The 14,363-nt window shown below is 49.6% G+C and carries 14 protein-coding genes; 3 read left to right on the top strand and 11 right to left on the bottom strand.

All coding sequences use genetic code 11. The features are described 5' to 3' along the window. Positions 1-57: 57 nt before the first annotated feature. Entirely contained in the window at positions 58-2,226 is a 2,169-nt protein-coding gene (locus IOQ59_RS10695) for a dihydrolipoyl dehydrogenase family protein (protein WP_193953277.1), read from the top strand. Positions 2,227-2,239: 13 nt separating this feature from the next. Here the strand turns inward: IOQ59_RS10695 and IOQ59_RS10700 are convergent, their stop codons facing one another. The 5 genes from IOQ59_RS10700 to IOQ59_RS10720 all read right to left on the bottom strand — a co-directional run bounded on the left by IOQ59_RS10700 (position 2,240) and on the right by IOQ59_RS10720 (position 7,735). After that, the gene (locus IOQ59_RS10700; RefSeq protein ID WP_193953278.1) at positions 2,240-2,926 is read right to left on the bottom strand and encodes a glycosyltransferase; all 687 of its coding nucleotides are present in this window, start codon (positions 2,924-2,926) and stop codon (positions 2,240-2,242) included. Beyond that, positions 2,926-3,855 (bottom strand): radical SAM protein, encoded by a 930-nt coding sequence (locus IOQ59_RS10705; RefSeq protein WP_228050835.1) that lies wholly within the window; start codon positions 3,853-3,855, stop codon positions 2,926-2,928. The genes IOQ59_RS10700 and IOQ59_RS10705 overlap by 1 nt, the downstream gene beginning before the upstream one ends. Before the next feature lie 23 nt (positions 3,856-3,878). Beyond that, positions 3,879-4,562 carry a TIGR04282 family arsenosugar biosynthesis glycosyltransferase gene (locus tag IOQ59_RS10710; protein WP_193953279.1) on the bottom strand — a complete coding sequence of 228 codons (684 nt, stop codon included), beginning with the start codon at positions 4,560-4,562 and terminating at the stop codon, positions 3,879-3,881. Between the two features lie 86 nt (positions 4,563-4,648). Next, a complete protein-coding gene (gene cysS, locus IOQ59_RS10715) occupies positions 4,649-6,034 on the bottom strand; it encodes a cysteine--tRNA ligase (RefSeq protein ID WP_193953280.1) in 1,386 nt (461 codons plus the stop codon). 27 nt (positions 6,035-6,061) lie between these two features. Further along, positions 6,062-7,735, bottom strand: coding sequence for a glutamine--tRNA ligase/YqeY domain fusion protein (locus IOQ59_RS10720; RefSeq protein ID WP_193953325.1), 1,674 nt, complete (start codon positions 7,733-7,735; stop codon positions 6,062-6,064). A 225-nt stretch (positions 7,736-7,960) separates the two neighbouring features. Here IOQ59_RS10720 and IOQ59_RS10725 point away from each other — a divergent pair, with 225 nt between their 5' ends. Both IOQ59_RS10725 and IOQ59_RS10730 read left to right on the top strand, forming a co-directional pair. Beyond that, positions 7,961-8,455, top strand: a complete 495-nt coding sequence (locus tag IOQ59_RS10725; protein WP_193953281.1) for a peptidylprolyl isomerase — start codon at positions 7,961-7,963, stop codon at positions 8,453-8,455. Positions 8,456-8,468: 13 nt separating this feature from the next. After that, positions 8,469-9,206 (top strand): UDP-2,3-diacylglucosamine diphosphatase, encoded by a 738-nt coding sequence (locus IOQ59_RS10730; RefSeq protein WP_193953282.1) that lies wholly within the window; start codon positions 8,469-8,471, stop codon positions 9,204-9,206. A 59-nt stretch (positions 9,207-9,265) separates the two neighbouring features. Here the strand turns inward: IOQ59_RS10730 and IOQ59_RS10735 are convergent, their stop codons facing one another. The 6 genes from IOQ59_RS10735 to IOQ59_RS10760 all read right to left on the bottom strand — a co-directional run bounded on the left by IOQ59_RS10735 (position 9,266) and on the right by IOQ59_RS10760 (position 14,334). Beyond that, positions 9,266-9,871 (bottom strand): MiaE family protein, encoded by a 606-nt coding sequence (locus tag IOQ59_RS10735; protein WP_193953283.1) that lies wholly within the window; start codon positions 9,869-9,871, stop codon positions 9,266-9,268. Positions 9,872-10,050: 179 nt separating this feature from the next. Next, on the bottom strand, positions 10,051-10,800 hold the full coding sequence (locus IOQ59_RS10740; RefSeq protein WP_193953284.1) for a phosphate/phosphite/phosphonate ABC transporter substrate-binding protein: 750 nt from the start codon (positions 10,798-10,800) through the stop codon (positions 10,051-10,053). A gap of 12 nt (positions 10,801-10,812) precedes the next feature. Continuing rightward, complete coding sequence (locus tag IOQ59_RS10745) at positions 10,813-11,274, bottom strand: PAS domain-containing protein (protein ID WP_193953285.1); 462 nt, start codon at positions 11,272-11,274, stop codon at positions 10,813-10,815. 38 nt (positions 11,275-11,312) lie between these two features. Further along, the gene (locus tag IOQ59_RS10750; RefSeq protein WP_193953286.1) at positions 11,313-11,675 is read right to left on the bottom strand and encodes a roadblock/LC7 domain-containing protein; all 363 of its coding nucleotides are present in this window, start codon (positions 11,673-11,675) and stop codon (positions 11,313-11,315) included. A gap of 67 nt (positions 11,676-11,742) precedes the next feature. After that, a complete protein-coding gene (locus IOQ59_RS10755) occupies positions 11,743-12,375 on the bottom strand; it encodes a hypothetical protein (RefSeq protein ID WP_193953287.1) in 633 nt (210 codons plus the stop codon). Between the two features lie 27 nt (positions 12,376-12,402). Then, complete coding sequence (locus IOQ59_RS10760; RefSeq protein WP_193953288.1) at positions 12,403-14,334, bottom strand: hypothetical protein; 1,932 nt, start codon at positions 14,332-14,334, stop codon at positions 12,403-12,405. Positions 14,335-14,363: the final 29 nt, after the last annotated feature.

The following is a 14,363-nucleotide window of genomic DNA, read 5'->3' on the forward strand; positions in this document are numbered from 1 at the left end:
CATCAAGCTCTCTGCGCTGTGCTAACCTGACCGGATTACGCAGCGTGGAGACCGTTTATGAAACCCGGCAAGAAAAGCATTCTGCTTGGCATCGTTACCCTTATCATCCTCAGTTTCTTTCTGTTCGATCTCGGACGCTTTCTTGATTTCTCCTATATCAAAACGCAACAGGAAACCCTGTCTGCTTTTGTTAGCGACAACCTTTGGCTTAGCGTCGGCCTCTACTTCTGTATTTACATAATCGCCACCGGGTTATCCCTGCCCGGCGCTGCCGTACTTACCCTTTTGGGGGGCGCGTTATTCGGCACACTTTTGGGCTCTGTCGTTGTATCCTTCGCAAGCTCAATTGGTGCAACTGTTGCTTTTCTGGCGGCACGATACCTTGCACGCGGCTTCGTTTCCCGCCGCTTCTCCGTGCTGCTAGCCCCGATTAACAGCGGCATCGAGCGCGATGGCATCTCATATCTTTTCAGCCTTAGATTGATTCCACTCTTTCCATTTTTTGCGATTAATCTGGTGATGGGCGTCACACGCATGCCGGTTAAAACCTATTACTGGGTTAGCCAGCTAGGCATGCTCCCGGCAACAATAATTTACGTAAATGCCGGCACTCAGCTTGCCGCACTGGAGGATATCCAAGGCATTCTATCTCCCTCCATCCTAGTATCACTTGCGCTGCTGGGATTGTTCCCTTGGATTGCACGCGCTGCGATCAAAGTGTTTCAGAAACACCGCATTTATAGGAAATTCACCAAACCCACTCACTTTGACCGCAACCTGCTGGTAATTGGTGCAGGCGCAGGCGGCCTCGTTACCGCCTATATCGCAGCAGCCGTAAAAGCCAAAGTCACCCTCATTGAAAAAAATAAAATGGGAGGCGACTGCCTCAATACGGGGTGCGTACCCTCAAAAGCACTCATCCGTACCAGCCGCTTTCTTGCAGACATACGCAATGCGAAGACCCTTGGCATTCAAACCGCAGAGGCAAATTTTGAATTTTCGGACATCATGCAACGTGTCAAACACGTGATTACCCAGATAGAACCGCACGATTCAACTGAACGCTACGAGAAACTTGGCGTTGAATGTCTATCTGGCGAAGCAAAGTTAGTCTCACCTTGGGAAGTAGAAGTTAACGGACAACGCCTATCTGCCCCCAACATTGTTCTGGCGACAGGCGGAAAGCCACGAATACCTGACATACCGGGCATTCATGATGTCGCACCGCTCACATCAGACACGCTTTGGGAGATAGACGAACTTCCTCCGCGACTATTGATACTGGGCGCGGGAGCAATCGCCTGCGAGCTTGGCCAATGCTTCAACCAATTTGGCAGCCAGGTCACGATCGTTTTACGCGGCAGCCAGATTCTTTCACGCGAAGACCTGGACGCCGCCACACTGGTTGCAGACCGCCTCACCCAGGAAGGCATCAACATCTGCTATGAGCACACGCCAGTAACATTTCGGGCACTAGAAAAAGGCTACGCGCTGACCGCTCAACACCAAGACCGACAAGTTGATATTGAATTTGACCGGGTTTTGGTTGCCACTGGACGTACCGCCAACTTAGAAGGGCTCGGATTGGAACAACTTGGAATCGATACGAAAGACCAGGAACTGCTTGAGGTCGACCGCTTCCTACGCACCCGCTGCCCCAATATCCTGGCCTGCGGGGACCTGGTAGGGCCGCATCAGTTCACTCACGCAGCAGGCCATCAAGCGTGGTATACCGCCGTGAATGCCCTGTTCGGCGACATCAAGAAGTTTGCAGTGGATCATCGCTATATCCCTTTCACTACCTACACCTCACCGGAAATAGCGCGGGTAGGCTTAAACGAGAAAGAGGCTGATGCCCAGGGAATTTCTTATGAGATCACTCGCTACGACCTGTCAGATCTTGACCGGGCTATTACTGACTCAAACGACTACGGCATGGTGAAAGTACTAACCGCACCGGGTAAAGACCGCATTCTTGGTGTCACTCTGGTCGGCAGTCGTGCATCAGATATGCTTGCGGAATTCGCACTGGCTATGCGCCACGGCCTGGGGCTAAACAAAATCCTTGGCACCATACATGCTTACCCTACCTTCTCAGAAGCCAACAAGTTTGCCGCCGGAGAATGGAAACGGGCACACAGCCCTGAAAAGCTATTAACATGGATCGAAAAGTACCATAGATGGCGTAGACGCGAACAACACAGCCCATCATCCGATTTGAAATAAAAGCACCACGAGACTAACCGAGTAACTTCTTTCTCAATAAGCGACAGGCATAAGGTGCGGCCTGTCGCAGCCAATACCACTGATATAGCAGTGTCAGCCTCAACCACCCCTTAGCTCGATATTTACGGGCACTGGTCTCTAATGCAGACGGCAACATCTGTAGTGACACACCCGCTAAACGCAAACGCCACACCAGCACATGATCTTCACCATACGGCAGATCTTCGCAATACCCCCCCAACTTCAGAAAAGCAGTTCGAGGCAGACAAAAAGCCTGATCACCAAAGGGCACACCGAGCCAACGAGACCGCAAGTTCGCACTGAACGCATTCAACCAGATTGGCCCGCTGCCATCTTGAGCAAAGCTCAGTTGATAATAGAGCAGCGCCTGAGGCCGGGACAGCAGTGCATTCTGCAATGCAGCCACGCCTGTGTCAGTTAACACAGAGTCCAGATGCAAAAACCAGAGATAATCCCCGGTTGCGAGCTTTACGGCTGCATTCATCTGTTGCGCACGACCACGAGACGCAACGACAATCTCAGCCGAGCAACTCTGCTTTACAACCGACGCCAAGTGTTTACTTTCCGGACACAATACCACGACGATCTGCCAGCACGCTGGCAGCATATCCAACTGCCCCAAGAGCGGTGGCAACTCTGGCTCTCCAGGTCCTACCGGGATAATAACGCTGACAGACATCAGATCTCGCTGCAGCTCGAGCCATATTTGAAGCAACTGAAACAACGATGATGCTTCATACTGATACGTGTCTCCAACGCCTCTGACAGCGACCCGGCCAGATCATACTCACGATCATCATCCACCAAGGTGCAGGCATATACGCGCATCTGCCCATCCTGTTTCACAACCATCTTGCTAAAAGCACACATAAAACCAGCACGACTTTCTGCTGAGTGATATTGAGTCATGCAGCTCGTACTGATATCAGGCCCTCCCCCTACGCTTCCGGGCGGCAGAAAATCCGGGAAGGCTACAAGTGCGAGATCAGCCTGAATGCCATATTCATTGAACAGCTGCCGATAAGCTAACTCGACAGCTGCCTTATCTTCATCAGCCTGCATATGACGCGCAACAGAGACCGAAAAACCTTTGCGCTGCAACATCCGGATACCATCGAGTGCCCGTTGAAAATTCCCTTCACCGCGCCCTTCATCATGTTCATGCTCAACGGGGGAATCCAGGCTTACACGAAAGCTGACGGGATACGGAGCCTGAAGCAACACATCCAACTCATCAATGCGCTTGTGTAACGCCTCAGTGCCATTTGTGAGTACCAAACACGGCTTATGCTGCGCAGCGAGGCTCAGAATTTTCACCAGATCTTTTGCCAAAAACGGCTCACCGCCAGTAAAAGAAAACTGCTCAACGTCCAACAATAGTGCTTCTTTTATGAAAGGCTCTACGTCTGCCAACTTCACCAATCCAAGCCTCTGATCGCCCGGACCTGAGCCCTCAAAACAGAAATCACAGTTCAGGTTACATGCCGTGCCCGTATGAAACCAAAGCTCGCGCAACACAGAAGGCTCAATATAACCGCGTTTTGCCCCATCCGCCGTTTCATACCAATGACGACTACGAATCCGCTCCATTCCAACCTCGCAACTCATACCAACACTTAATTACCACCATACTACTTTGACGTCTGGCCATACTCATCTGATTGCCAACGACTAATTATCGCCAATAACGACTGCCTCGCGGGTCGTGGATCCATACGCAAATTTTTTCTAATCCGCTCAAGATCATGCAAACGATCCACATCCGAGCAAGGCCCGGACCAACCGACACTCTGCCCTGCGCATTCACACAACTTCTGCAAAGCCCCCCCCAGCTGCGGTGTACTCCACGGCATCGGTTTCAGTTCCGGCCAGGGTTTCCGATTAGCCATCAAAGAGACCCCGCCATCCTCAGCCGCAGAAAAAACCACATCGTGATCGGTCAGCAATTCAACCGCCTGTGCGAGCAACCTTGCATTCAATTCCGGCGCGTCAGAGCCAATCACCAGCAACTGGTCTGCCCCTTTACTTCGAAGCCGACAATCGATCTTCTCTATACGCTCCCCAAGGTTACCTTCACTCTGCGGAACAACAGACACTGAACGACGCAACAAACTCTTGGCCCATGCAATTTCGGTATCAGAGTGAGGAGCAATAACGACTGGACCCGGCCAATGCTCAAGATCTTCCAGCGCACAGGCCAATAAACCCACGGCGATTTCAAAGGCAGCCTGCTCACCAAGATCTGCCGCCAGACGCTGCTTTCCAAAGCCCAAAGCGGGACGCTTACAAAAAAGAACCAGTGTAGTGTCAGACATCTATACTCAACTCTATTTAATGACATTACGCACTGATAAAACAAAAAAGGCAGTCATAACGACTGCCTTTTCGGAGTGTGAGCGAGTTACGACTCTCGGAACCAACTCGTACCCTCGCGGGTGTCTTTCAGAATGATTCCCTGCGCTGCCAGCTCATCGCGGATACCGTCCGCCGCCGCAAAGTCTCGATCTTTCTTCGCCTGAGCACGCTGCTGAATCAGCACTTCAATCGCATCTGAACTCAGCTCACCTTCTTTATCTTCCCCTTTCAGGAAACTATCAGGATCTTGCTGCAACAACCCCAGAATACCAGCCAGGCGTTTTAGCTGAGCCGCCAACTGACCTGCTTCAACACGATTCTCTCGCACCGCGATGTTCAGTTCAGTCACCAACTCAAACAACACCGCCATTGCTTTTGGTGTGTTGAAGTCATCATCCATAGACGCGTAGAAACGCGCATCGAAATCATTTTCAAGCGGTGCATCATTCAGCTCAACACCCCGTAACGCCTGATAGAAACGCTCCAGCGCACTGCGCGCTTCTTTCAAGCTGTCTTCGCTATAATCGATATAGCTGCGGTAGTGTACGCTGGACAGAAAATAACGGACCACTTCTGAATTGTACTTTTCGAGCACATCCCGAATGGTGAAGAAGTTACCCAATGATTTGGACATCTTCTCTTTGTTCACCCGAACCGGCCCTGCATGCATCCAGGTATTAACGTACTTAACACCGTTTGCGGCTTCTGACTGCGCAATCTCATTCTCATGATGAGGAAACGGCAAATCAGGCCCGCCACCATGGATATCAAATGTGTCACCTAAGCAGCACTTGGACATTGCAGAACATTCAATGTGCCAACCCGGACGACCCGGACCCCATGGCGATGCCCAGCTCACCTCACCCTCTTTTGCAGATTTCCACAAAACAAAATCAAGCGGGCTTTCTTTAGCATCTTCAACGTCAACACGCGCGCCGGAGCGCAACTCGTCAACGTTTTTATTGGTCAGACGTCCGTACGTTGCGAACTTCTCAACGCGATAATAAACATCGCCGTTGCTCGCAGCGTATGCGAAACCCTTTTCGATCAGTGTCGACACCATTTCAACGATATCATCAATATGGCCGGTCGCACGCGGCTCCTGATCCGGACGCAAAACAGAGAGGCGGTCTTCGTCTTCATGCATTGCTGCAATCATTCGTTCCGTCAGCTGATCAACTGCCTCACCATTTTCGCCTGCACGCCTGATGATCTTATCGTCAACATCGGTGATGTTACGGACGTATTCCACATCCCAACCACGGGCACGCAGGTATCGGGTAATAACGTCAAAAGACACCATGACCCGGGCGTGACCGATATGACAGAGGTCATATACGGTAATACCGCATACGTACATTTTGATCTTCCCCTCTTCCAATGGCACGAAAGGGGCTTTCTCTTTTGTCAGCGTGTTATAAATCTGCAGCACTGATCTCTCCACTATCTCTGTCAGTTATTACTTCTGTGCTTTTGCCCAAGAGTCACGCAGACCCACTGTGCGGTTAAACACGAGCTTGTCACTGCTAGAGTCAGAGTCAACACAGAAGTAACCGGTACGCTCGAACTGGAATCGGCTTTCTGCTGGCACATCTTTCAAACCCAGCTCTACGCGTGCATTGCTCAGCACCACAAGCGACTCTGGGTTGATGAAGTCTTTAAAATCACGTTCTTTGTCACCATCAGGATTCTCTTCGGTGAACAAACGATCATACATACGCACTTCACACGGCAAAGAGTTGTCTGCAGATACCCAGTGCACGACGCCTTTCGCTTTGTAACCGACCGGGTTCTCACCTTTAGTGGCCGGGTCGTAGCTACATTTCAGCTCAACAACGTTCCCCGCCTCGTCCTTAATCACTTCATCACAGGTGATCACATAGCTACCACGCAAACGCACAGCCACACCCTGCGTCAGACGCTTCCACTTGCGCGGAGGTACTTCGGCAAAGTCATCCTGTTCGATCAAGAGGTTACGCGTAAAAGGAACGGTACGGACACCCATGGTTTCATCTTTCGGATGAGCCGGCAGTTCAAACCACTCTTCAGCCGCATCATCATAGTTGGTGATGGTGACTTTCAACGGCTGCGTAACACACATCGCACGCGGTGCGCTGCTATCCAAATCTTCGCGGATAGACGCCTCTAACATCCCCATATCAACAGTACTGTTCGAACGCGTTACACCAATGCTGTCGCAGAAGTTACGAATAGACCCAGGGGTATAACCACGACGACGCAAACCTGAAATGGTTGGCATACGAGGATCATTCCAGGATTCTACGATATGCTCATCAACCAGTTGTTTCAGCTTACGCTTACTGGTCACGGTGTAGTTGATGTTCAGACGGGCAAATTCAGTCTGTTTTGGCTGCGCAGGCACCGGCAGGTTTTCGATAAACCAATCATACAGCGGACGATGCTCTTCAAACTCCAGCGTACACAGAGAATGCGTAATGCCTTCAATGGCGTCAGACTGACCATGTGCAAAATCGTAGATCGGGTAGATGCACCATTTGTCACCGGTCTGGTGATGAGCCATGTGCAGGATACGATACAGCATCGGATCACGCAGAATCATGCTCGGCGAAGCCATATCAATCTTGGCACGCAATGAGCAAGCACCCTCTGCGAACTCACCATTTTTCATCTTCTCAAACAGCTCAAGGTTTTCCTCAACGCTGCGATCCCTGAACGGACTGTTTCGCCCAGGTGTAGTGAAGTTGCCACGATAATCACGTGCATCTTCCGGGCTTAAGTCACACACATACGCCTTACCCTCTTTGATCAGATGCACAGCCCAGTCGAAGAGCTGCTGGAAATAATCAGAGGTGTAACGAACATCGCCGCCCCATTTAAAACCAAGCCAGCTCACATCAGACATAATTGCGTCGATGTATTCCTGGCTCTCTTTCTCTGGGTTCGTATCATCAAAACGCAGATTACATACGCCGCCAAACTTCTCAGCGGTGCCGAAGTTCAGGCAAATCGATTTTGCATGACCGATGTGCAGATAACCGTTAGGTTCCGGCGGAAAACGGGTTACGACTTTGTCGTGAGCACCTGCTGCCAGATCATTTTCAATCATCTGATGGATAAAATTGGAAGCCTTGCTGGTTTCGTTATTACTCATATCTAACGTCTTGTCGCTACTATTCGCTGCTTCTGGAGCCTGATAAAAACAGGCATTTTTGATGCGAGCCATTATAAACAGATCACCGCCTGAAAGCATCGCTAAGCCACGCCTAATTGTTTGATTGAACGGATAAATTAACGCACGCATCTGTAAGTTAGATGCGTTCAACTGCTACTTGCGTATAATAGGGGCAAAAAACGAGTCAGAATCGGGAAAATTATAATGATCATCTTGCAGACCAATCTGGGTGACATCACTCTGGAACTGGATTACGAGAAAGCGCCAAAAACCGCTGAGAACTTCGAACAATACGTTCGCGACGGCTTTTACGACGGTGTTATCTTTCACCGCGTGATCAACAATTTCATGATTCAGGGCGGAGGCTTCGAACCGGGCATGGTACAGAAAGATACCCGTGCGCCAATCGAGAACGAAGCAGACAACGGCCTGACCAACAAGAAATACACTGTAGCCATGGCACGCACCATGGACCCACACAGCGCGTCAGCACAGTTCTTCATTAACGTTGCAGACAACAGCTTTCTGGATCACTCCGCTAAAACAATGGAAGGCTGGGGATATACTGTCTTTGCACAGGTCGTCGAGGGTGAAGATATCGTAGACAAGATCAAGTCTGTCTCCACCACCATGCGCGCAGGCCACCAAGACGTACCAGCAGAAGACGTTATTATTACTACTGCCACCGTTAGCGAGTAATCAGACGCCTCTCATGCGCACCCTGTTTATCTCTGATATACACCTCAGCGAAACGCGTCCGGATCTTACCCGGGCGCTGCTGAATTTCCTGCATCATACCTGCTCCGACTGCGATCAGCTGTTTCTACTTGGGGACATCTTTGATGCCTGGATAGGTGATGACTTCATTCACCCCGACCTAACCCCCATCATCGATGCACTCGACACACTGTCCAAGCAAGGCATAGAAATCTTCTTCCAGCACGGCAATCGAGACTTTTTGGTGGGCAAGAAATTTACCTCTCGGATCGGTGCCGAACTATTGCCTGAAGAAAGCATCATACGTCTTCCCGATGGCCAATCTGCACTGATAATGCACGGGGACCAGCTGTGTCTTGACGACAAAGAGTATCAGCAGTTTCGAATATTGGTTCGCAACGGTGACTGGCAGAAGGACTTTTTGAGCAAAACATTGCCAGAAAGACTGGAGATCGCTCGCCAGCTGCGCGAAGCAAGCAAGGAACAAAATGCGGAGAAGTCGCAGAGCATCATGGATGTTAACGCGGATAGCGTACAATCAGCACTCAAAAAAGCCGAATGCCAACTGCTGATTCACGGCCATACGCATCGCCCCGCCATTCACCAGCAACAGCTAAACAACCAGACAGGCACACGCATCGTTTTGGGAGACTGGGATAAAGAGTTGTGGTATCTAAGCTGCAACGAAGCAGGCTGCGAGCTTCTACACGAACCGGTTAACAGCACGCACTGACCACACCGATCAGTGCGCACACCATCCATGACACCATAGGCGACAAGCCATTCAAGCAACTACCAGGACGGCTCCCCACTATGAAAGCGGAATTCATCATCTGACGCCAGAATAAGCTCATTTTCCTTCACACGGAAAAATTCGATACGCTCATCGATTGGCTCACCGGCGTACTGGCGAGCCAGACCCAGATAGTCCTGATAGTGACGCCCCTCAGACTTCAGCAGCGAACGGTAGAATTTTGCCAGCTCACTGTCCAAAAACGGCGCCAACTTAGCAAAACGCTCACAGGAACGCGCTTCGATATACGCACCGATAATTAGAATATCAATCAGACGCCCAGGCTCTGAAGTCCGCACATGCTGACGTAATCCTCCCGCATAACGCGCGGATGACAGGTGCCCGTACTCAATATCACGCGCATCCATAAGTTCCAGCACCTGCTCAAAGTGGATCAACTCTTCACGCGCCAATCGAGACATTTTATTGAGCAAGTCAGGTCGATCTACATAGCGAAACATTAACGTCATCGCCGTTGACGCGGCTTTCTTTTCACAATGCGCATGATCAATCAGCAAAATATCCTGCTGACTCACTGCCTCATCAATCCAACGATCCGGTGTTTCACACCCCAGAAAGCCTTTAATCTCTTCCAGTACTTCCACTCAGAAACCTCTGACTAAACTCGCCTCTACAACGGCCCAACCAACACCGACCGCTTCTTAGTCGATAATTATACCCACCAACCCCAAGACAACCAAACGACCGACATCAACTTAACGCCGGCTAGAGAAACAAAAAAGCCCCGTATAAACGAGGCTTTTTAAATACAAGAAGAGCAGACCTACTCGATTACAAGTGTATCTATCAGATCAATCATAAACTCTGTTTCTTCTTCGGTCATCGGCTCCCACTCCTCCAGATTCATACTCTGAAGAACACCTTTACCCTTCTCATCTTCATGCATGGAGAACAAACGCTCCTCAAGACGAGGGATAAACTCCTGCATAGTGGGGCCCACTAACAAAGAGTGATGCACAACACTGATCTGACTACTCACCAAGACTTTCATCTGACCTTTAATTAAGTCAGACAACTCATCGTAAGCATCTTTCAAAAAGAAACCGACGTCAGCGTTACCATTCAACAGGTTTTTAGCCACGATAACGTAAGTATCAACTTCCTTGGTAGTGACATTACTTCCGTCAAGATCTGCCGGCTCCAGCATGATCATACCCATGGTATGAACATCAGGGTCATCAGTCGTTGCCACAGTAATTCCTGCCTGCAACTCCTCAACAGAACTAATCGTTGATTCAGCACTTACCGCAATGACGGTCTCATCAGGTCGTTCCTGCGGCCGTGCTATCGCTTTAAAACCTAACTCCCTCACCAGCATAGACGCATCGTAAGGATTGGCATAAATCATATCAATCTTATTATCACGAATGTCGCTGCGCTGCTTTTCGAAGCAATCATACAACTCAAGATGGACCCCAACATCCAGTTGACGCTGCAACCATGTGTTGAAAAAGTACCAACCCGAGATATGATCCGGAGCAAAGTCCGGACTAACAGTCAGGTTATACGCCATTTCAGTACTCCTTTACATCAGGGTTGCGTAGAGCTCTTCGCTCGCCTTAATTTTGCTTCGGGAAGGCTTACGGCGCACCGAGGTATAACCCACCAACTTACCGTTACGAATATTTGGAATAACCGTCGCCTTCACCCAGTAGTAAGAACCATCTTTTCGTAGGTTCTTAACGTACCCGTGCCACTTTTTACCTGCCTCAATGGTTTCCCAAAGCCCCGCAAATGCCACAGAAGGCATATCAGGATGACGCAGGATATAGTGATTTACACCGATCAACTCATCTCTGGTATAACCAGACATATCAATAAATGCCTGGTTCGCATGAGTAATAATTCCGTTTGGATCGGTTCGTGAAACAATCAGCTTTCCATCAGGATAAGGCACCTCACGGTCCACCACAGTCGCAGCGCGCGAAGTGCCGTCATGATAACTGATTGTTACTTCCCGGCTTTCACCGGTGTCTTGATCTGACATTACACAAGCCTTGTTACTGATTCTTTCCGTGAGATCTGTTACAGGATTTTACCAATCGCTTCCGCTGCACGTTTTACATCCAGGAAGATCAGACCCAGACGCGCATTCGGTTTAGCAACAACAGTCAACACAGAATCATTATTTGCGTGAGTCATCAGAATGTAACCCTGATCACCTTTAACCAGCACCTGCTCCAGCTCTCCACGAGCCAGCTCATTCGCTGTACGCTCACCGAGGGAAAGCATCGCAGCGCTCATTGCACCTACGCGATCCTCATCCATGCCTGAAGGCAGCAGAGCAGCAATCATCAAACCATCGGTTGAGATAACTGCAGATGCTTCAATCTCTGCAGATGTCCCGTTCAGGTCACTCAAAATGGAGGTCAGCATCTCCGAGCGCATAAACGTTCTCCTTTATTTTACTAGGGCTTATAGTATCTTTTTATGGGTTATAACTTTTTGATCGTTATCAATAATCCAGATAGCGGCGAGCCAGTACACTGAGAAGATTCACGAAGGCCTGCTGATTCAGCTTAGGCATCTCATCAACGATGAGCATAAACTTCTGACTCCCCATATGCACAACCCAGAATCCAACCTGACTTTGTCCAATTGGGTCAAGCATACCCCAGGACTCACCACTAAAGGACAGCTCCCGATTCAGCAGAGGAAGATGACGTTCATGAAGGGAAATTACATCCGCAGCAAGGGCTGACAACGCTTCAGCGTGTGTATCATCAAAACCACTTGCCCCAAGACAGAATCCCTGGTCATCCGCCAACGCTACCCGACCGGTGTTTGACAACAACGGCAGTAATTCCGGGAGCATTTTTTCGACGACTTCATCGACAACCACTACAGGGTTTTCGTTGAGCTCAACAAATCCTTTTTCACGCAGCTTGTTAAACAGATCTGACGCCTGCTCCTGATCCAGATCAGTCAATTCCTCAATCAGCTCTTCGCTGTAAGGCAAAGCGATCTCAGCACTCAGCAACTGCAACAACAGCGCCCTGGCATCATCAGGCTCAGAACTCACTGTGGCGTAATAGGCACCAGCAGGCGTAATCTGCAAATATTCGTTACGGAAATTTTCGTCCAACACTAACCAATTACTCCGCGAAAACTAACGCTATTCCTGTAACCATCCCAACGCATCGGCAGCCGACATATAAGCAAACACATAGCGTTGAGGTACATTTAAAATTCGAACTATATCAAGCGCCGACAAACGGTGATCAAACCACAGCTCCGTAATCTCAGGGGCATGTGGAATTTCGATCATCCGAGAGAAATCCGGACGCTCTTTCAACTTATACACTTTCTCTGGATCCATACGCTGATTCAGACGACCACGAGCCGTCCATAAAGCAATTTTCCAGATCATTGCATCACGATCTTCAAGGGTCTTTTTATCCCCTGTAGATTCTGGCTTTGATACTGCCAGATCAAGACGTTCTTTTAGATCCAGCTCACCAAAGCCAAAGCGACTCAATGCATACTGCAACAACAGATCTTCACCAAAATCACCAAAGAAACGATCTTCCTCCGGCAAATAAACGAAACAACGTGGCAAACCTGCAATCTCAACCGGGGTATTACTTAACTTCGCTTTTTTAACCGCTAATGGAAGCCAATATAATAGCGCTCCATCGGTATTAAAATAGATACGACGACGCTCATCCGGGCGCGTTACATCAACATCTGCAAGGTTACCGCAACAACGATACACCATCTCATCGTCATTAATTATTGCAGTCGATTTTTTAACAGACTTAATAGCGGGCTGAGCGGAGGTTTTTTTCCGAGATACAACATCAGGCGCATCAGGAATCAGCTTAAGCGCGCCCTTCTCAACCAACGACTTATGCTTTTTCGCCACAAGTTCTTTAGCTTTACGCGCTTCCTCTGCAGCCTTGGCCTTAACTCTCGCCCGCTTTTCGGCAGCCTTTTTTTCAGCTGCCAGCTTTTCTGCTGACAACTTCTCAGCCGCCGCCTTAGCTTCAGCCTCAAATTTTGCCTTTTTTAGCGCTTCCCGATGTGCAGCCGCTTTTTTTTCTGCAGCATGCTGTTCTGCTACTTTACGCTCCTGCGCTTTTTTTTCTGCCAACCGCCTCTCTGCAAGCGCCTTTTTTTCCGCAGCACGCTTAGCGGCAGCTTTTTCTTCAGCGACAATTCGCGCAGCTTCCTTACGTTCTGCTTCCTTACGCTCTATTTCTTTTCTTTCAGCCTCAAGACGGGCCGCTTCACGCTTATGCTCTTCCAGTTTCTCTAGCTCTTTGCGTGCATCATCAACTCGGGATTTCGCTTCCTGAGCTTCTTTTAGCGCCTTAACTTTGGCCGCTTTTTGCGCCTCTTCTGCCTGCCGCAACAGCTCCCTGACTTCATCTTCTGCATCAGACGAAACCAAGCGTTCAGACTGCACATGCTTCACTTCAGGCTTTTCTTCCACAACAGATGCGGACAGTTCCTGATGACGACGAGAAGCGTGTTCAGCGGCACGTTTTGCCGCCTCCTTACCCCGCCGCAGCTTCTCTTGCAGGAGCATCTTCTTCTGAGCCTTGAGAGACTTCTCACTATTCAGAGAGTCAATGACTTCCTGTCCAGCACCCACACGCGACATATAACTGTCATACGCCTCGTTACGGGAAGTACCTGCAGGTTCTTCAATCCCCATGATCGCAGCGACACGAGTTTCCGCCCGCAGATGCGCATCAGCACTACCGCTACCCGATACAGACTGCGTACGAATGGCATCAAGTAACTCATCTGAGCTATAAGGTTTTTTAAGAAGGATAAAACCAGGCCAGGAAAGGTCTCGCACACTGATTAGTATGCCTGGTTTAGAATATTTTTCGGTATACGTTGCTTTCAGCTCATCAGGATCAATACCCTGATCGCCATTCACAATAAGTAGATCAGCTTGATCTGCTCCAACCACCCGCAGACCATTTTCCTTGCTGAGAAATAGCTCAAGAGAAGCCATAGCAGAACCATCAAAACCGGACAAAGCCAGCTTTTTCACTTGCGTTCTCTCGATACTATCCGTTCCTAATATGCTCATGGAACATTCCGTCCGTAGCCTCTCCCGCC

Source organism: Pontibacterium sinense (assembly GCF_015209595.1).
GTDB classification, from domain to species: Bacteria; Pseudomonadota; Gammaproteobacteria; order Pseudomonadales; family Balneatricaceae; genus Pontibacterium; species Pontibacterium sinense.

Bases quoted from the DNA above. Each gene is read 5' to 3' on its own strand.
- IOQ59_RS10740 (WP_193953284.1), bottom strand. From the start codon at position 10,800: ATGGCGTATAACCTGACTGTTAGTCCGGACTTTGCTCCGGATCATATC.
- IOQ59_RS10750 (WP_193953286.1), bottom strand. From the start codon at position 11,675: ATGCGCTCGGAGATGCTGACCTCCATTTTGAGTGACCTGAACGGGACA.
- IOQ59_RS10710 (WP_193953279.1), bottom strand. From the start codon at position 4,562: ATGTCTGACACTACACTGGTTCTTTTTTGTAAGCGTCCCGCTTTGGGC.
- IOQ59_RS10695 (WP_193953277.1), top strand. From the start codon at position 58: ATGAAACCCGGCAAGAAAAGCATTCTGCTTGGCATCGTTACCCTTATC.
- IOQ59_RS10720 (WP_193953325.1), bottom strand. From the start codon at position 7,735: ATGAGTAATAACGAAACCAGCAAGGCTTCCAATTTTATCCATCAGATG.
- IOQ59_RS10700 (WP_193953278.1), bottom strand. From the start codon at position 2,926: ATGTCTGTCAGCGTTATTATCCCGGTAGGACCTGGAGAGCCAGAGTTG.
- IOQ59_RS10760 (WP_193953288.1), bottom strand. From the start codon at position 14,334: ATGAGCATATTAGGAACGGATAGTATCGAGAGAACGCAAGTGAAAAAG.
- IOQ59_RS10725 (WP_193953281.1), top strand. From the start codon at position 7,961: ATGATCATCTTGCAGACCAATCTGGGTGACATCACTCTGGAACTGGAT.
- IOQ59_RS10730 (WP_193953282.1), top strand. From the start codon at position 8,469: ATGCGCACCCTGTTTATCTCTGATATACACCTCAGCGAAACGCGTCCG.
- IOQ59_RS10705 (WP_228050835.1), bottom strand. From the start codon at position 3,855: ATGAGTTGCGAGGTTGGAATGGAGCGGATTCGTAGTCGTCATTGGTAT.
- IOQ59_RS10745 (WP_193953285.1), bottom strand. From the start codon at position 11,274: ATGTCAGATCAAGACACCGGTGAAAGCCGGGAAGTAACAATCAGTTAT.